Raw genomic sequence first — 16,797 nt, forward strand, 5'->3', positions numbered from 1 at the left:
GCGTGGGCCACGTCACCGGGACCACACGCACATACCCCGCCCGCACTGCGCACCAGCCGTGTCCCCCGCCGTCGCCCGGCTCGAGAGAACCGGCCCACCGGCGGCGCCGCCCGAGAGGGCGCCCGCCCACCTTCCCCGCCCTTCGGACCACGCCCGGGATTCGGCGGCAGGGACCTGTACGGACCGGCACGGACCCGGTACGGCCTCCACCAGACGCCGACGCCACCGAAACCGCCGAAGACATGCCACGGCCGGAACCGCCCGCGGCAAGCGGGCGGCCCGCCGGCCGCCTGGTTACCGCCGCACGAGGTCGTCGAGCTGCTCGGGACGGCGGGCGGTGGCAACCACGTGCCGGCCGCCCGCCAGGACGTGGCGGGCAAGCTCGAGTCCGAAACCGCGGGAGCTGCCCGTGATGAGCCAGGTCTTGATCATGATGCGCCTCGGCTTCCGAAGGGGTGCGCCGGCCGGACTTCACGAGGGGCGCACCGGCTGGAGTTCATCCGGTGCGGGAAACGGACGACCGCGCCCGGTTCTGGAGGAGCGGCGCCGGCGGTGCCGGTCGAAGACTCTCTCCTCGTCCACCGATCACACCTCGGGCACCCGCCCTGACGCATGCGCGAGGGCGGGGAAGAGCCGCCGCTCCACCTCCAGGACCTCCAGGTCGACGGCCCGTAGGGCGTGGACATCCGCGTCGCGGGTGTGGCCGCGAGGAGCCGCAGTTCGCTCTGGACCGCCCAGGAAGTGGCGATCCGGTCAACCAGAGCGAGCGCGGGCGAGGACATGGGCGAGGACGTGGCGGCGCACTCGCTCTCGGCGGCGAACTCACTCGTGGCCGCGGCGACGATCCGCCCGCGTTCGGGCCCCGGGCCGCCGAGCAGCAACGGCGATATGCACACGGCCCGGCACGCCGACGGCACGGCTCCCGCACCGAAACGGCCACCGGCCACTGCCCCCGCACTCCCCCGCTCGAAGGAAGGAAGGTGGCGGCGTCACAGGCCCAGAGAGATCGCCAGACGCGTGAGCTCCGCGGTGCTGCTGATACCGAGCTTGGCCCGGATCCGACGCAGATACGCATCGACAGTGTGCGTCGACAGCCCCATGTGCCGGGCCGTCTGAGCATAGGTACACCCAGCGGCAATGTGCCGCAGCGTCTCCTGCTCACGCGGAGCCAGCCCACACGGCCCGGCCCCGGACCCGGCAGCGGAGGCAGCAGGGGCGGACACGGCAGCGGAGACAGCGGTGGAGGCGGAGGCTTCGGCGTACTGCGCGGGTACGAGGTCCATGGGACTCCCTTCGGCACACGGTCCGGTCGTCACTGCTCACACCCTCGGAAGCAGTACACAAATGCCCGAAATAGGGGCATTTGCACTACACACGCGGGCACCCGAAGGACCGGTTCCACGCCACGGCACATTTCCTGAAATTTTCTTTATCTGCCCAGGTCGGCACCGCCTCACGGATCAGATGCCGCATACCTCGGCCGTACGTGCACTGCGGCCCGGCCGTCCACAGGACGCCTGTCGGGCAGCCCGGCTGAGGGCTGCCGCGGCTCCACTCGACGACACCGGCGACAGACCGTGCACGCAGCACCACGTCCGCCCCCGTTCTCCCGCTCCCAGCAGCACCGGGCCCACCCCTCCTACGGACGCGGTTGGTGCTCCATGCCCCGCAGGATCATGCTTGTCACAAGGGCCCCGGCCGCGCAGGTCCCCGCGGGGACGACGGGGACGTCAAGCAACGAGCGAGGCGAGACGAGATGAGCGCCGATGGAGCACTTTCCCACCCCTCCCGGTGAACAGCCCGCCCAGGCGGGCACCCCGCTCGAACCGCCCTCCGCCCCCACGCCCACCGCCACCGTCGACGAACACGGCATCGTCACAGGATGGAGCGAAGGCGCCCAGCTCCTCCTCGGCTACGAACCCTCACAGGTCATCGGTCGCCCCGCCACCCTCCTGCTCGGCGACGACATCGACCAGACCGCCCAGCAAGCCGCCCGCCGCCAGGCCACCGGGAAGGACCGGTGGAACGGCACCGTGACGCTGCGGCACCAGGACGGCCGCCGCCTCGAACACCACCTGCTCGCACACCACCGCGTCCCCATCGGCAGCAGCACGGCCGAGTGGGTCGTGGTGTGCGCCGTGACCGAGTCGGGGCAGCCGAGCGAGCCGGGCGGGCCGGGGCAGTCCAGCGATCGGGGCGGGCCGGGGCAGCTGGGCGAGTCGGGGGAGCTTGAGCGGCTGAAGGAGTGGGCGTTCGCCCAGTCGCCCTGCATGCTGGCCGTCTTCGACACCGACCTGCGGCTCATCGCGGCGAACACCGGCATGGAACAGGCGCTCTCGCTCACCGAGGCCGACATGCGCGGGCTGCGTCTGCCCGACATCGCACCGCATCCCGCGAACGAGGAGACCGAGGCGAGCATGCGCCAGGTCCTCGAGAACGGCCGACCACAGTCAGTGCAGAGCTTCATCGGCGCCACCAGCACCACCGGAACCATCGGCACCGCAGTCACCGGCCCAGCCGTCGCCGGACCGGAGCGAGGCCGGCCCGTCTCGCTGACCGCGCTGCGCGATCGGGCAGGCCGTGTACGCGCCGTGTGCCTGGCCGCGCACCAGAGCCACGAGGAGCCCTCCGACCGGCAGCGGATGCAGCTGCTGAACGAAGCCGGCGCCCGTATCGGCACCACGCTCGACATCGCCCGCACCGCACAGGAACTGGCCGACGTCGCCGTCCCCCAGCTCGCCGACTTCGTCGCCGTCGACCTGCTCCCCCAACACGGCGACCAGGCATCCGTCACTCCCCCGGCCGGGCCGGTCACCATGCGCCGCGCAGCCGTGCGCTCGGTCCTCGAGGGAAGCCCCGAGTCCCTGGTCGCGGTCGGCGAGAGCAGCACGTACCCGGCGCTCTCACCGGTGGCCGAGTGCCTGGCCCAGGGCCGCGGGGCGCTGTACGAGATGACGGGCCCCGCCCTTGCCCGGTGGGCGGGCGAGGATCCCAGGGCCGCCCGGATCCGCGAGTGGGGCACGCACTCGCTCATGGTGGTGCCACTACGCGCCCACGGTACGACTCTCGGCGCCGCCCTCTACAGCCGCCACCGGCACCCTCAGCCCTTCACTCCCGACGACCTCGACCTCGCCGAGCAACTCACCAACCGGGCCGCCCTCAGCATCCACAACGCCCGCCGCTTCACCCGCGAACGCACCACCACGATGGCGCTCCAGCGCAGCCTGCTCCCCCAGGCCCTGCCCGACCAGGCCGCCCTGGAAATCGCCTCCCGCTACCTGCCCGCCACCACCCAAGCCGGCGTCGGCGGCGACTGGTTCGACGTGATCCCGCTGTCCGGCGCACGCGTCGCCCTCGTCGTCGGCGACGTCGTCGGCCACGGCATCCGCGCCTCGGCCACCATGGGCCGCCTCCGCACCGCGGTGCGCACACTGGCCGACGTCGACCTGCCGCCCGACGAACTGCTCACCCATCTCGACGACCTCGTCATCCACCTGTCCTCCGACGAGGCCACCACCGACGGCGCGGCCGAAACCGCCGCCGGCATCGGCACCACCTGTCTCTACGCCGTCTACGACCCCATCACCCGTTGCTGCACCTTCGCCCGGGCCGGCCACCCCCCACCCGCCGTCGTCACGCCCGACGGGAGCGCGTACCTCCTCGACGTCCCCGCCGGGCCCCCGCTCGGCCTGGGCGGCCTGCCGTTCGAAACCGTCGAGACCGAACTGCCCGAAGGCAGTCTCCTCGCCCTCTACACCGACGGCCTCCTCGAGCCCCGCGACCACGACATCGACGAAGCCCTCGACAAGATGTTCGCCGCTCTCGTCCGCCCCGCCCACACTCTCGACACCATCTGCGACCGAGTCCTCACCGCCGTCCTGACCCACCGCCCCGACGACGACATCGCCCTCCTCCTCGCCCGCACCCTGGCCCTGCACGCCGACCGCGTCGCCGCCTGGGACCTCGCGTCCGATCCCGCTATCGTCGCCCAGGCCCGTAAGCAAGCCACCGACCAACTCGCCGCCTGGGGGCTCTCCCACGCCGCCTTCATCACCGAACTCGTCGTCAGCGAACTCGTCACCAACGCCATCCGCTACGGCAAACCCCCCATCCAACTCCGCATGATCCACCACAACTCCACCCTCATCTGCGAAGTCACCGACACCAGCAGCACCACCCCCCACATGCGCCGCGCCCGCATTCACGACGAGGGCGGGCGCGGCCTCCTCCTGGTCGCCCAGCTCGCCGGCCGCTGGGGCACCCGCCACACCCTCACCGGCAAGACCATCTGGGCCGAACAAACCCTCACCACATGAGAAGACGTCTCATGTGGCCCACCGGGCAGTCTGCGCGTACCGAGGCGCGACAGGTGTCACGCGGGCCGCGGATGTCTGCTCACCCAGATTCCCTGCGCGTGGTGGTGGCCTGGTGGTGGCTGTGCCCCCGGTACGGGCCGGCCCGGGGTGACGCCCACGACCCGCTTGAAGTGCCGGGTCAGGTGGGACTGGTCGCAGAAGCCGGCGGCGATCGCCACCTCGCCCGGCGGCTGTCCGTCGAGCAGGAGACGGCGGGCCAGGTCGACGCGGCGGGACATCACGTACTGGTGGGGTGCGATGCCGTAGGCGGCGCTGAAGGAACGTACGAGATGCGTGGGGTGGGCGTGGACGAGGCGCGCGGCCTCTTCGAGCCGGATGCCTTCGAGCAGCCGCTCGTCGAGGAGGTCACGCAGGGTCCGGGCGACACTGCGGTCGTGCCCGGTGCTGCCGACGGCCGGCCTGGGGCGCAGGTGCTCGCGCAAGCGCTCGCTGATGAGGGCGAGACGGCTCTCCGCCTCGAACTCGTCACCGCGGTTGGCGAGGGCCGTGTGCAGCTGGCCGACGCGTCTGCGCAGGACGGGATCGGCGAGGTCCGGGCCGTCCACCGCCGGCCCGATGAAGTTCTCGTCCAGCTGCGTCATGTCGAGGTAGAGCACGCGCTTGCGGAACCCGTGAGGGGTGGCAGGTGAGCCGTTGTGCGGGACCTGCGGCGGGAGCAGGCTGACGGTGTCGCTCGGGGTACCGCGCTCATGGCGGTCCAGGTGGTAGCGGACCGCGCCGTCGTCGACGATCAGCAGGGTCCAGGCGTCGTGGACGTGCATGGGGTACGCGTGCTCGGTGAAGTGGGCGTGGAAGACCTCCACGACGCCCGCGACCGGCGGGCGCCAAGCAGAGATCTCCTGCCGAGGCTTCACGCAAAGAACGTACAAGACGGAGAACGGGTGCACCCGCCAGTCTCGAAGCATGAGAACCAAGGACGAGACCGAGACCGAGGCCGGGCGCGGGGTCGAGACCGGTGCCGGGGATGAGAACGTGCCTGTGCGCTTCGCCACGAAGATCGCCGTACTGCTGCGCGACGACCTGGAGCCCTGGCAGCGGCTGAATGTGACCGCCTTCCTGGTCAGCGGGCTCGGCACTGTGTCACCCGAGGTGATCGGCGAGCCGTACGCGGACGCCGACGACACCGCGTATCTGCCGATGTTCCGCCAGCCCGTGCTGGTCTTCGAGGCGACGAAGGAGACGCTGAGCGTCGCCCACGGCCGTGCGCTGTCCCGCTCGCTGCCGAGGGCCGTGTTCACCTCGGATCTGTTCAGCACGGGCAACGACCGGGACAACCGGGCGGCCGTTCGGGCCGTGGGCAAGGACCAGCTCGATCTGGTGGGGATGGCCGTCTACGGGCCGCGCAACGCGGTGGACAAGGTCCTCAAGGGCGCACGGATGCACCCCTGAGCAATGCGACCACCGCGGAGGCCCTTGCATGGGGGCATCGGCTGGTATCGATCGACCGACCCTACGGCGGGCCGAGTATGGGCGTACGTCACGCCGAACCACGAGCGTGCTGAGCAATCACTCGGCTTCGCCGCCGTCGCTCGCGCCTGCCTGCTCTCATCTGCCACCGGCAGGCTCGCCTGTTGATGTGTGTGCGCAGCAGCTTCATCGCCATGTCGCGGCCGTAGAGGGTGGCACTGCCATGGGCGTGCGACCACCGCCTTCGGATCGAATCGGCCCCTCCTGTGGGCCGCCGGAAGGACCCGAGTTCGTCGGGCACGTCCGGCCGGGCGAACCCTCACGGGGCCACGGGCGGTCGGCCCACCGTCGTCCGTGGGCCGGATCGGCCCACGTCAACGGTTCGATCCGGTCCACCCACATCGCATCGGTGATCACTGATCGGACAGCCACATCCGACGGCCCACGCACCCGGCACTGTCCGCGACCGTCAGTCCGTCGTATTCGCATTCGTGTTGGTATTCGTGTTGGTATTCGTGTTCGTGTTGTTGATGACGATGATGACCGGCCCCCTGTCACCGCGCGAGCGGTGGCCGTCCCACTCATTGTTCCTGTGATGGCCGCGCTCACCGTCGTGGCCGCGGTGCCCGTCATGGCCACGGTGGCCATGGCCGTTGTGGTGGGACGCCACGGTGCCCGCGTGCGGCGCCGCCGGGGCGGCGAAAGCGCCGGAGGGCACCAGGGCACCTCCCACCGCAAGAGCGGTCGAAGCAGTGAACATCGTCAGACGCTGCGTACGGGAAGTGCGAGCCATGAGGGAAAACTCCTTCGAGCAGAAAAGGCAAAGAAACGGATAAGAACGGCCCGCCCGAATCACAGAACTCTTTGGGCCATGGGACACCAGTGGCGAAATCCGCCGCCGGAACCGCCTGTGACAATTGCGGGTGGATCACCTGTACTGCGTGACCCGATGCCTCAATTAAGCCCTCGCCCGGTGCACCGCGTCATGCCGCTGAAACTCGGGGCTTGACAACCGCGACAGCCCCGTCCACGCCGGAAATGCTCACCCATGGGCAGCACGAAAGAGCGACCCCGCGAAGATTCGGACATCGGCCGTACGGGGCGGAGTTGACCTCGACCCGGCCGAACAACCGGTACTGCGGACCCGCGCCGAAGGCCGCAACGTGTCAGGGTGAACGGCCTGTACGTGAGAGGGCCCTGACCACCGGCCCACCTCGCGGAGCTCTACGCCGTGGGCGTCTCCCCAGACCTGATCGAAGTGATCGCGCTGCAGGTCCGCGACGGCATGGTCGCCGACCGTCCGGTAGGCATCACCGCTCGCGATCGACCAAGCAGCCTGAAGATCAGCTCTCGCACGACTCCTCCAGGTAGGTGCGCGCCAGCCCACCGGCGCGCGTGAACCAGTCGGCCAGTACGGCGATCTCGTCAGGCGAGTAGTCCGCGAAGAGTTCCGCGAGGCGCGCGTAGTACGGCTCGTAGATGGCCCGCACACGCTCGGCAGCGGCCGGGACGGCGGCCACGCGTACCCGGCGCCGGTCGGCGGGGTCCGGCTGCCGTGTCACGAACCCACCGCGCTCCAGGCGGTTGAGGATGCCTGTCACCGCCCCCGTCGTCACGTGCGCACGCCCGGCCAGGTCGCCGGCGGTGACCGGGGTGCCCTCGGCCTCCAGGACGTACGCGAAGCAGATGAGGTCCGTGACGCTCAGACCCAGGTTCCGGGCGAACTCCTGCTGGCCGACCATGCTCGTCGCGATGAGGTCGTCCATCGCGCTGATCGCGTCCGAGGCGGAGGCGGCGGGGCGGGGCTTGCCCTCCATTGAAATTCCCTTAGTGCGTAAGATAAATTCCTCACTTGCTAAGACATCATAGGTCGACGCCGGTGGCGTGGCCGCGGCATGCCGTCGCTCAGCGCGGCGGGCGCGAGGAGGCAGGCACGTGAGCGGACATCACGACGAAGGCCACACCATTGCCGGGTGGCTCGGTTGCGCCGTCGCCACGGCGGGCGCGGCGGCCACCGGCGTCGGCATATGCGGCTGGCGCCCGGGCATCTGGCTGGGGCTCGCCATCATGGCATCGGCGGTGCTGGTCACGTGGGGCCTGCACCTCGCGGGCTGGGGCAAACCGCCCGGCCCGCGGCCTGCCGACCAGTGGCGCCTACGAGTCCGGGACCGCGCCGCGCGCGAGGGGCACACGGGCTGCCTCGGGTGCCGGCTGGCCGGACGACGCGACGTTCCGGTGCGCACGGGCACCGCGGCCGAGCCCGCCGTCATCGCCTCCCCTGCGGGCTCTCCGGCTGACCTGTCGTCCTGACAGATGCCGCGTCGAGCGCCGGGCCTTCGTGACGCTCCTGCGGTTTCCGCCGGCGGAATCTCGGCGATCCCTGACGTCATCGGGCTGGTTCGGACGGACGCCAATGGACAGGGAGGACGTACTCCCATCCGGGCTATGAGAAGCCCCGGACCGGGCTCCACCCCGCAAACTCCCTGCAACCGCCCTGCAACCGGCCAGCGCTCCGGCCCGCAACCGGCTCAAGGTGAACCACCCGATACAGCACCGACCCCTCGCCTACGGCAGCGCCCCCGGAAGCCGGCACAGCACCGCAAGCACCCGCCCCGCCCAGCGCCCCCTCCCGCCCCCGGACAACCCGAACCGACACGGCCGGCAATCCCGCCCACGCCACACCGACCAACGCGCCCCCTCGGGCCGCGCCCCGCGCCCGCGGTGGAAACGCCGCCGCGGGCGAACCGCCCGCGCCCCACCGAAACAGCCCCGCCGCCAGACCCCCACCACCGCCAACCCCGACACCAGCCCCTCCCCTGACCGGACCACACGAACACAACAACAGAAGAGCGAAATACAGCACCCACGACAGGCGACCCGTCCGGATACTGCTGCGTGCACAACAACTTCCGCCCCCGTCACAGACTCTCCGAGCACAAGAAAAAACCGGACCCTTTCCGAGCCGGATTCCCGGCCGCCAACCGGACGGACAACGTCACTCCACACCGCCAGCCGTTGCGAAACGGCCTGCGCACGTACCTTTCCCGAAGACACGCAAGTCCGGCCGGACGGCTTTGCCGCCCAGCCGAACCGTGAACCGAACTCAGTTGTTGTTGTTGTTATTGTTGTTGTTCCCGCCACCGCCGTTGTTGTTGTTATTGTTGTTGTTGTTCCCGCCACCGCCGTTGTTGTTGTTGTTATTGTTGTTGTTCCCGCCACCGCCGTTGTTGTTGTTATTGTTGTTGTTGTTCCCGCCACCGCCGTTGTTGTTGTTATTGTTGTTGTTGTTGCTCTTCCCGCCGTTGTTGTTGTTGTTATTGTTGTTGTTCCCGCCACCGCCGTTGTTGTTGTTATTGTTGTTGTTGTTGTTCCCGCCGCCGCCGTTGTTGTTGTTGTTATTGTTGTTGTTCCCGCCGCCGTTGTTATTGTTGTTGTTATTGTTGTTGTTATTGACGACGATGACGATCTTGCCCTTCTTTCCTACGTGCTTGCCGTGCTTGCCGTGGCCGCCGTGATCGGGTGCCACCGTGGTGACGGTGGCGGCCTGAGGCGCGGCAGCCGGGGCGGCGAATGCGCTGGAGGGCAGCAGCGCGCCTCCTGCGGCCAGAGCGGTCGAAGCGGTGAGTACCGCGAAACGCTGCGTGCGGGAAGTGCGGGCCATGATGATTCTCCTCCGGTGAGAATGGGGTGAAATAACTGCCGAACGGTCCGGACGATTCACAGGCCGTTCGGCAGCGGGACATGTGTCCCGTAAACGCGCCGCCCGGACTGTTCCGGGTGATGCGGGTGGGTCACCTGTACTGCGTGACCCGATGCCTCAATTAAGCACCGGATAAGCGAACCGCGTCATGCCGCTGAAATTCGGGACTTGACAAACGGCGACGGTCCCGATAGAGGCGGGGCGTGGCCCGCGGTGTATTGACCGGCGGGCAGCACGACAGGCCGGCGCGGACAGGCGCCTGCGGCACACCCCGGGCGTGTCCCGATGTCCGGCCGGGGAAGCCACGCCACGCTGCCCCGGCGCCGACCGGCCACGGCGCCCCGCGCCCATTCCGCAGGCGTCGGTGATGCCGTCACCGGCCTGACGGGCCGCGACGCGGGACACATCCGGGCACTGGACGCGGTGAACGGAGGGTGCCCCAGAAACTTCCCACCCGCGCCGGCCCCGCATCCCACGCCGGCGGCAGGGGGCCGTCACCCGTGGACGCCGACTGCCCGGATACCGGCACTTCCCCCCGGCCACCCGCTCCCCACGCCCCGCCCGGAAGGGCGGATAAAGGTGCGGTGCGGCGCGGGCCCGGGAAAATGCTCCGCAGCCCGGGCCGCGCACCCGACACCGGGGAACCCCCGGCAGAACGCGCCCCGGGCTGCGGCCCCGACGCCGGACACACAGCAACCCCGGCCCCGGCCAGGACACCCTCACGCAAAACGGGGCAACACACAGCCTCCGCGCCCGCACACAGGCGACCTCCGGCACCCAGGCCGCTGCCCCGGTGACCAAGGCGTGCCTGGCCGCCGGCCAGAGCCCGCACGCATCCGGCCGGCACAGGCGGCCCACACAATCACAGAAGCTTCGACGCGCCGCCGGGCGGCGAGCTGTCGGCGTACACGCGGCAGACCTCGTGGCAGTCGGGGCGCAGCGCCTCAGTCGAGCAGGCCGCCGAACACCGGCCGCGCCCAGACGGGCGGCTCCGGCACCGGCCCGGATTCAGCCGCAAGGGCATCGGCCCCGGAGCGGGGATGAGCCTCCACCTGTGTCGGCGGCCGGCCCCCTGCCGCCGTACCGGAGCCGCCGCCGGCAGCGCGCAGAGCCGCCACGAATTCCAGGCATGAGTCGTAGCGGTCATCGGGAACCTTCGCCAGGGCCTTCGCCAGTACCTCGTCGAGTCCCGGTGCGATTCCCGGCCGCTTCTCGCTCAGCGCGGGCGGTTCGTCGTACTGGTGTGCCCACAACAGCGCCATGTCCTCATCGCGCTGGAACGGCGGCCTGCCGGTCAGCATCTCGTAGACGACACAGGCCAGGCTGTAGAGATCGCACCGGCCGTCCACCGGGCGTCCCGAAATCTGTTCCGGCGCCACGTAATCCAGCGTGCCCACGAACTCGCCCACCGTGGTGAACCCGGTCAGCGACAGCGACTTCTTCGTGAGGCCGAAGTCCGTCAGATACACATGTTCCGGATGCTCGCTGTCCGTCCCCTTGGCGACCAGGACGTTCCCGGGCTTGACATCCCGGTGCACCAGATCGTGTTCGTGCGCCGCATCCAGCGCCGACGCCACCTGAGCACCGATGCGCGCCACCTGCTGGACCGGGAGCGGACCGTCCCGGTCCAGCAGCGCCCGCAGGTCCAGCCCCGAGACGTAACGCATCGCGATGTAGAGGACGCCGTCCGTCTCGCCCGCCTCGAAAATCGGCACGATGTGCGGATGATCGATCGCTGCCGCCACACGTGACTCATGCGTGAAACGGCGACGGAACGTGTCATTGCGTGCGAGTTCCGGAGCCAGCAACTTCAGGGCCACCGTGCGGTCCAGACGCAAGTCCTTCGCACGGTAGACCACCGCCATGCCCCCGCGGCCGATCTCGCGCTCCACCCGATAACCCGCGATCTGCGCCCCGATGAGACCCGACGCACGGCCCGCATACAGGCCCATGTCAGGTGAGGTCATCACGCACCACCGCCCCTCCGCCCATGCCGAGCACCAAAGAACCGGAGCCCCGACCGGCACCGGCGCCGGGACCCGGCATGAACGTCACCGGCGGCCCCACATCCACACCCGAAATACTATCCAGCAATCTGGACAAACACCCCAGAACGGACTGTCCGCCCGGACCGGCCACCCGGGACACAGCGCCGCACGGCATTCGAACCGATGCCCGCTGACACCCCGCACCGGTCACTGCACCCCGGCTGAGCCCCGGGCCGCTGCAGTGACCCGGCACCACGGACGCAGAGGGCCGTGGAAGCCGTTCTCCTCATCGGCGACGCGGTGACCGCCGCCATCGGTGCCCGCGCCGCAGAGCAGCCGGGTCGGCACGTTTCGGAGCGAGGCCGGGCTTGGGATTCGGTGGGCGCTCTCCTGCGACAAATGCCCCCGTGGTTCGGCGCATTGGAGTCCGCAGCCCGGACGCACCATCGGCCTCCTCTGCTCGATGCCCTCGGGCGCCGGGCTCGCGCTGCGGCCCCGCGGACGGTTCCACAAGGCCGCCGTGCCGCGTCGCTACTGATCGGCAGGCGCAGGAACCAGACCGTCGGCGACCAGGCCGGCGAGGACCGCCTCCCCCAGGGCATGGACGGCGGACTGCGGCCGGACCATGACCGTGAACTCCTTGATGCGGCCGTCGTCGTCGCAGTGCAGCAGGTCGATGCCGTGGATCTGCCTGCCGTTGACGGTCGCGCGGAAGAGCAGGACGGCCGACGGGGCGGTGGTGCCGTCGGCGCTCGTCTCGGCAGTGCCCGTGAAGTCACCGACGTAGCGGAAGTCTTCGAAGGTGCGCAGGAGGACCCCGAAAAGGCCCAGCACCATGGGCTTGCCCTCGAAGGGCTGGAACTTCACGGGGCTGTAGAGGCGGACGTCGTCGGTGAACAGGTCGTCCAGGGCTGCGAGGTCGCGACCGTGGACGGCGGCGCGGAAGCGTTCTGCTGCGGTCATGGGATTCCCTTCATAGTCATCAATGTGACTAGTCAGATTCTTGAGTATCATGAGGACCGTGTCCATGGACAGGGCCGGTGGACTGGGGCCGGTGGACTGGGGCCGATGGTCTGGGGCCGGTGGACGGAGACAGGGCGGAAGAGGTGACCCGATGGCGTTGCGGCACGCAGTTCTGGCGGCGCTGCTCGACGAGGAGCTGAGCGGTTACCAGCTGGTCAAGGCGTTCGACCTGGGAGTGGCGAACTTCTGGCACGCCCAGCCGCAGCAGTTGTACGCGGAGCTGACCCGGCTGGAGAAGGACGGGCTGATCACCGGCCGGGAGGTGGTCCAAGTCACCCGGCCCAACAAGCGCATGTTCCGGGTCACCGAGGCCGGTCTGGCCGAACTGGAGCGCTTCACGGCCACCGCCGCCAAGCCCTCCTTCATCCGTGACGACCTGCTCGTCAAGGTCCAGGCCGCCGACCACGTCGACACCGAGACTCTGATCGCGCAGCTCACCGAGCGAGTCGCCTTCGCCCAGGCCAAAATCGGCCTGTTCGGTTCGCTGCTGGACACCATGCGGGGTGAACACACCGAAGAGGAGTTCCTGCGCCACGGCGAGCGCATCGGCCCGTACCTGACCTGCCTGCGCGGCCTCGCCTTCGAACAAGGCAACCGCGACTGGTGCCGGCGCACAATCGCCATCCTGGAGGAAAGGCAGGGCGCCCGTGCCCGGCACTGACCCGCACTGCCTCCGCTACGTCGCCCTGGGCGACAGCCAGACCGAGGGCCTCGGCGACGGCGACGACACCGCCGGGCTGCGAGGATGGGCCGACCGGCTCGCCGAACACCTCGCAGAGCACAACTCCCGGGTGATGTACGCCAATCTGGCGGTACGAGGACGTCTGGCCGGCCAGGTCCACGCCGAGCAGCTCGCTCCCGCCCTCATCCTGCGCCCCGACCTGGCCACCGTGGTCGCCGGGGTCAACGACCTGCTGCGGCCGAGATTCGACGCCGACGAGGTCGCCGGTCATCTCGAGGCGATGTTCGCCGCGCTCACCGCTCAGGGCGCCCGCGTCGCCACCCTGACCTTCCCCGACGTCGCGCGCATCACCCCGCTCGCCCGGCCGCTCAGTTCCCGCGTCACCGCCCTCAACGACCGTATCCGTCAGGCGGCCCGTCACCACGGCGTCACCGTGGCCGAGACCAGCCACCACCCCGTGGTCACCGACCCCCGCCTGTGGAGCCCGGACCGGCTCCATGCAGGCCCCCTCGGCCACCGGCGCATCGCGGCCGCAGTCGCCCACGCCCTTGCTCTGCCGGGCAGCGACGACACCTGGACACACCCTCTACCCCCTCCCCCGGCCCCCTCGCCCACCGGCTGGAACGCCACCACCGCCGAACTGCGCTGGGCCGCCGCCTTCCTCGGACCCTGGCTGGGCAGACGCCTGCGCGGCCGCTCGACCGGCGACGGCCACACCGCCAAGCGCCCGCACCTCCTCCCCGTACAACGGTCCGCCACTGCCGGGCACGAGGCCGAACGGGAGTGAGCAGGTCCTGGAGGTCGCGGCCCCGGGAGGCCGGGGCGGAGGCGTCTCAGGCGGGCCGGCCGTCCATGGGCTCCGACGGGGGATGCCGGGTGACGACGAGAGGGCCTGCATCCTCGTGGACCGTGCGGTCGCTGATGACGACCTTGGCCACGTCCTCGCGGCTGGGGATCTCGAACATCACGGGCCGCAGGACGTTCTCCATGATCGCCCTCAGTCCGCGGGCGCCGGTGCCGCGCAGCATGGACTTCTCGACGATGGCCTCGAGGGCGGCTTCGCTGAACTCGAGCTGGACGTCGTCCATCGCCAACAGCCGCTTGTACTGCTTGACCAGGGCGTTGCGTGGCTCGGTGAGAGTTCTCAGCAGGGCGTGCTTGTCCAGGCTCGACACCCGGGCGATGACGGGAAGTCTGCCGACGAACTCCGGGATCAGCCCGAACGTGATCAGGTCGGCGGGCAACACCTTGGCGAGCATGTCACTCCCGGCTCCGTGGTCCTCGGCGTGGATCCCGGCAGAGAAGCCCATGCCGCGCCTGCCGACGCGGTCGTCAACGATGGTTTCCAGGCCCGCGAACGCTCCGGCCACGATGAACAGCACGTTCGCCGTGTCGATCTGGATGAACTCCTGGTTGGGGTGCTTGCGACCGCCCTGCGGGGGCACCGAAACGGTCGCGCCTTCCAGAATCTTCAGCAGCGCCTGCTGCACGCCCTCGCCGGACACGTCACGGGTGATCGACAGGTTCTCGCTCTTGCGTGCGATCTTGTCGATCTCGTCGATGTAGATGATGCCCGTCTCGGCACGCTTCACGTCGTGGTCGGCGGCCTGGAGCAGCTTCAGCAGAATGGTCTCCACGTCCTCGCCCACATATCCGGCCTCGGTGAGCGCGGTGGCGTCGGCGATGGCGAACGGCACGTTCAGCAGCCGGGCGAGGGTCTGGGCGAGATACGTCTTCCCGCAGCCGGTGGGGCCGAGCAGCAGGATGTTGGACTTGGCCACCTCGACGGGTCCGTCCTCGTGCGCCATGCCGCGGACCCGCTTGTAGTGGTTGTAGACGGCCACCGCCAGCGACCGCTTGGCGCCGGTCTGGCCGATGACGTACTCGTCGAGGAACTGGTGGATCTCCGCCGGCTTGGGCAGCTCGTCGAGCGGAGTCTCGGTGACCTCGGCCAGCTCCTCCTCGATCAGCTCGTTGCACAGCTCGACACATTCGTCGCAGATCTGCACTCCGGGCGGCCCGGCGATGAGCCTCCTCACCTGCTTCTGGCTCTTTCCGCAGAACGAACACTGCAGCAAGGAGCCGTCGTCACCGATGCGCGCCATGAACGTGAGCCCTCCAGATGGTCTCGTCATCCAGATGCTACGATAATTTCAGTTCGGGGATGCAGACGGACGGGATGCAGACGAGCGGTCCGAGGAGCACACCGAGGGGAACGATGGCGCGACTCACCAGGGCGGAGACGCAGGAGCGCACCCGCGCCAGGGTGCTGGCCGCCGCCCGGGACGAATTCGCCCAGAGCGGCTTCCGGGCCGCCCGCATCGATGACATCGCCGAGCGGGCCGAACTCACCCGAGGCGCGGTCTACTCCAACTTCCCCGGCAAACGTGCCCTCTATTTCGCCGTCCTCGCGGACCTCGCCGAGCACGGACCCGCGACGGCGCGTCCAGCGGCACAGCCGGGCCACAGCGCGCCCGAGGCACTCGGGTCGCTGGCCAGGGCCTGGGTCGCGCGCCTCCCACAGCCCGGACTCGGCACCAGCACCGGTGCCGATTCCAGTGCCGGTGCCGGTGATGTCGCCGACGAGCGGGGCGGCACCGCCAGGCTCGGAGTGGACCTGATCCCGGAGGTCATGGCCGACGCGCGGCTGCGAGGCCCGTACCTCCAACTCCTCAGGCTCGACGCACTTCTGCTCGCACTGGCCCTGGAACGAGTACATCCGCTCGAAAGGACTCCCGGGGCACCGCCACGCCGCTCGGTGCGTATGGCGGAGACCGTCCTCACCACCCTTCACGGCGCAAGCCGGATGGCCGCGGCTGCGCCCGGCTTCATCGAGCCCTTCGACGTCATCAGCGCCTGCGAGCAGCTGGCGGGGCTCGAGTTGAGCGACTGGTGGGCGCCGCCGACAGCCGTCCCGCCGGCACGGCGCACTGACGATCCGTGGGCGCCCCACGAGGCGACCGACCTCGTGACAGGCCGCCCCGCGCCCCTCACCTCCGACGGCGTGGTCGCCGTGCTGGGCCCGCACCGACTCTCCGCTGTGGAGGAGGCCGTCCGAACCGCCCCGCCCGGCACCGATGTCACCGCCGTCCTCGTCGCGCCCGAGCCGCACGAAGCGGCGCCCCTGGCCCGATTGGTCGTCGCGGAGTTGACCTCATGCCTGCGCGAGGCCTTCCCGCAGTGGGCGTGGCCGCGACTGCGCGTGGTGTGCGATCCCTCTGGCGCCCTCGCCGCAGCGGCCGGTGTGCCCGGCATCAGCGAAACCACGGAGGCCGCCGTCGGTATCGGCGCAGGCCGGATCCTCGCCCGGGCCGAGGGCTCCGGGGCCTGCCACGCCGTCGCAGCTGCCTCGCTCGTGACTTCCGGGCCTTGACCGGCAGCCGGCTGGCTGCCGGACCAGCCAGGACCAGCCGACGACGGCTGCCGTGGGCCTTGGGCGCCTCGAGCCCGTGGACCAGACTCGCAGAGGGCCACTGGCGGTTGGAGCGTCTCTGATCAGTTAAGCGATCCCGTGCAAGGCGTGGGGTCTGCCCACCGTGGAGGGGTGGCGTGGGCGTGCAGGTGGAAGCCCGTGCCCAGTGCTGCTCCGCGTGGCCGGTGTCGGCTGGTGGTGGGTGTGCT

The 16,797-nt window shown here is 70.0% G+C and carries 14 protein-coding genes and 2 pseudogenes; 6 read left to right on the forward strand and 10 right to left on the reverse strand.

All coding sequences use genetic code 11. The features are described from left to right. Positions 1 to 297: 297 nt before the first annotated feature. Both ABT078_RS37565 and ABT078_RS37570 read right to left on the reverse strand, forming a co-directional pair. Positions 298 to 432 (reverse strand): annotated as a pseudogene (locus tag ABT078_RS37565) (SDR family NAD(P)-dependent oxidoreductase); the annotation flags it as partial. A gap of 557 nt (positions 433 to 989) precedes the next feature. Beyond that, positions 990 to 1,283, reverse strand: coding sequence for a response regulator transcription factor (locus tag ABT078_RS37570; protein ID WP_351236043.1), 294 nt, complete (start codon positions 1,281 to 1,283; stop codon positions 990 to 992). Positions 1,284 to 1,766: 483 nt separating this feature from the next. Here ABT078_RS37570 and ABT078_RS37575 point away from each other — a divergent pair, with 483 nt between their 5' ends. Then, a complete protein-coding gene (locus ABT078_RS37575) occupies positions 1,767 to 4,316 on the forward strand; it encodes a SpoIIE family protein phosphatase (protein WP_351236045.1) in 2,550 nt (849 codons plus the stop codon). Between the two features lie 56 nt (positions 4,317 to 4,372). On the opposite strand, the gene ABT078_RS37580 is transcribed toward ABT078_RS37575, so the two are convergent. Beyond that, positions 4,373 to 5,281, reverse strand: coding sequence for a helix-turn-helix transcriptional regulator (locus ABT078_RS37580; protein ID WP_351236047.1), 909 nt, complete (start codon positions 5,279 to 5,281; stop codon positions 4,373 to 4,375). On the opposite strand from ABT078_RS37580, the gene ABT078_RS37585 reads away from it, so the two are divergent. Next, complete coding sequence (locus tag ABT078_RS37585; RefSeq protein WP_351236049.1) at positions 5,280 to 5,765, forward strand: DUF2000 family protein; 486 nt, start codon at positions 5,280 to 5,282, stop codon at positions 5,763 to 5,765. The two genes, ABT078_RS37580 and ABT078_RS37585, sit on opposite strands and share 2 nt — an antisense overlap. Before the next feature lie 300 nt (positions 5,766 to 6,065). On the opposite strand, the pseudogene ABT078_RS42995 reads toward ABT078_RS37585, so the two are convergent. From ABT078_RS42995 to ABT078_RS37600, 3 genes and pseudogenes are all read right to left on the reverse strand, one after another. Then, positions 6,066 to 6,215 (reverse strand): annotated as a pseudogene (locus ABT078_RS42995) (IS5/IS1182 family transposase); the annotation flags it as partial. 37 nt (positions 6,216 to 6,252) lie between these two features. Beyond that, complete coding sequence (locus ABT078_RS37595; protein WP_351236051.1) at positions 6,253 to 6,576, reverse strand: hypothetical protein; 324 nt, start codon at positions 6,574 to 6,576, stop codon at positions 6,253 to 6,255. A 550-nt stretch (positions 6,577 to 7,126) separates the two neighbouring features. Further along, the gene (locus ABT078_RS37600; protein WP_351236053.1) at positions 7,127 to 7,600 is read right to left on the reverse strand and encodes a MarR family winged helix-turn-helix transcriptional regulator; all 474 of its coding nucleotides are present in this window, start codon (positions 7,598 to 7,600) and stop codon (positions 7,127 to 7,129) included. A gap of 118 nt (positions 7,601 to 7,718) precedes the next feature. Here ABT078_RS37600 and ABT078_RS37605 point away from each other — a divergent pair, with 118 nt between their 5' ends. Further along, positions 7,719 to 8,093 (forward strand): HGxxPAAW family protein, encoded by a 375-nt coding sequence (locus ABT078_RS37605; RefSeq protein ID WP_351236055.1) that lies wholly within the window; start codon positions 7,719 to 7,721, stop codon positions 8,091 to 8,093. A 793-nt stretch (positions 8,094 to 8,886) separates the two neighbouring features. On the opposite strand, the gene ABT078_RS37610 is transcribed toward ABT078_RS37605, so the two are convergent. From ABT078_RS37610 to ABT078_RS37620, 3 genes are all read right to left on the reverse strand, one after another. Further along, the gene (locus ABT078_RS37610; RefSeq protein WP_351236057.1) at positions 8,887 to 9,444 is read right to left on the reverse strand and encodes a hypothetical protein; all 558 of its coding nucleotides are present in this window, start codon (positions 9,442 to 9,444) and stop codon (positions 8,887 to 8,889) included. 983 nt (positions 9,445 to 10,427) lie between these two features. Then, the gene (locus ABT078_RS37615; protein WP_351236059.1) at positions 10,428 to 11,450 is read right to left on the reverse strand and encodes a serine/threonine-protein kinase; all 1,023 of its coding nucleotides are present in this window, start codon (positions 11,448 to 11,450) and stop codon (positions 10,428 to 10,430) included. Positions 11,451 to 12,002: 552 nt separating this feature from the next. Next, positions 12,003 to 12,434 carry a nuclear transport factor 2 family protein gene (locus ABT078_RS37620; RefSeq protein ID WP_351236061.1) on the reverse strand — a complete coding sequence of 144 codons (432 nt, stop codon included), beginning with the start codon at positions 12,432 to 12,434 and terminating at the stop codon, positions 12,003 to 12,005. A gap of 151 nt (positions 12,435 to 12,585) precedes the next feature. Here ABT078_RS37620 and ABT078_RS37625 point away from each other — a divergent pair, with 151 nt between their 5' ends. Next, positions 12,586 to 13,155 (forward strand): PadR family transcriptional regulator, encoded by a 570-nt coding sequence (locus tag ABT078_RS37625; RefSeq protein WP_351236063.1) that lies wholly within the window; start codon positions 12,586 to 12,588, stop codon positions 13,153 to 13,155. Beyond that, the gene (locus ABT078_RS37630; protein ID WP_351236065.1) at positions 13,142 to 13,963 is read left to right on the forward strand and encodes an SGNH/GDSL hydrolase family protein; all 822 of its coding nucleotides are present in this window, start codon (positions 13,142 to 13,144) and stop codon (positions 13,961 to 13,963) included. Before ABT078_RS37625 ends, ABT078_RS37630 begins: the two co-directional genes overlap by 14 nt. 46 nt (positions 13,964 to 14,009) lie before the next feature. Here the strand turns inward: ABT078_RS37630 and clpX are convergent, their stop codons facing one another. Then, positions 14,010 to 15,281 carry an ATP-dependent Clp protease ATP-binding subunit ClpX gene (gene clpX, locus ABT078_RS37635; protein WP_351236072.1) on the reverse strand — a complete coding sequence of 424 codons (1,272 nt, stop codon included), beginning with the start codon at positions 15,279 to 15,281 and terminating at the stop codon, positions 14,010 to 14,012. Between the two features lie 113 nt (positions 15,282 to 15,394). On the opposite strand from clpX, the gene ABT078_RS37640 reads away from it, so the two are divergent. Further along, entirely contained in the window at positions 15,395 to 16,549 is a 1,155-nt protein-coding gene (locus tag ABT078_RS37640; protein ID WP_351236068.1) for a TetR/AcrR family transcriptional regulator, read from the forward strand. Positions 16,550 to 16,797 lie beyond the last annotated feature (248 nt).

This window comes from Streptomyces sp. NPDC002133 (assembly GCF_040296405.1).
Classification (GTDB): Bacteria; Actinomycetota; Actinomycetes; order Streptomycetales; family Streptomycetaceae; genus Streptomyces.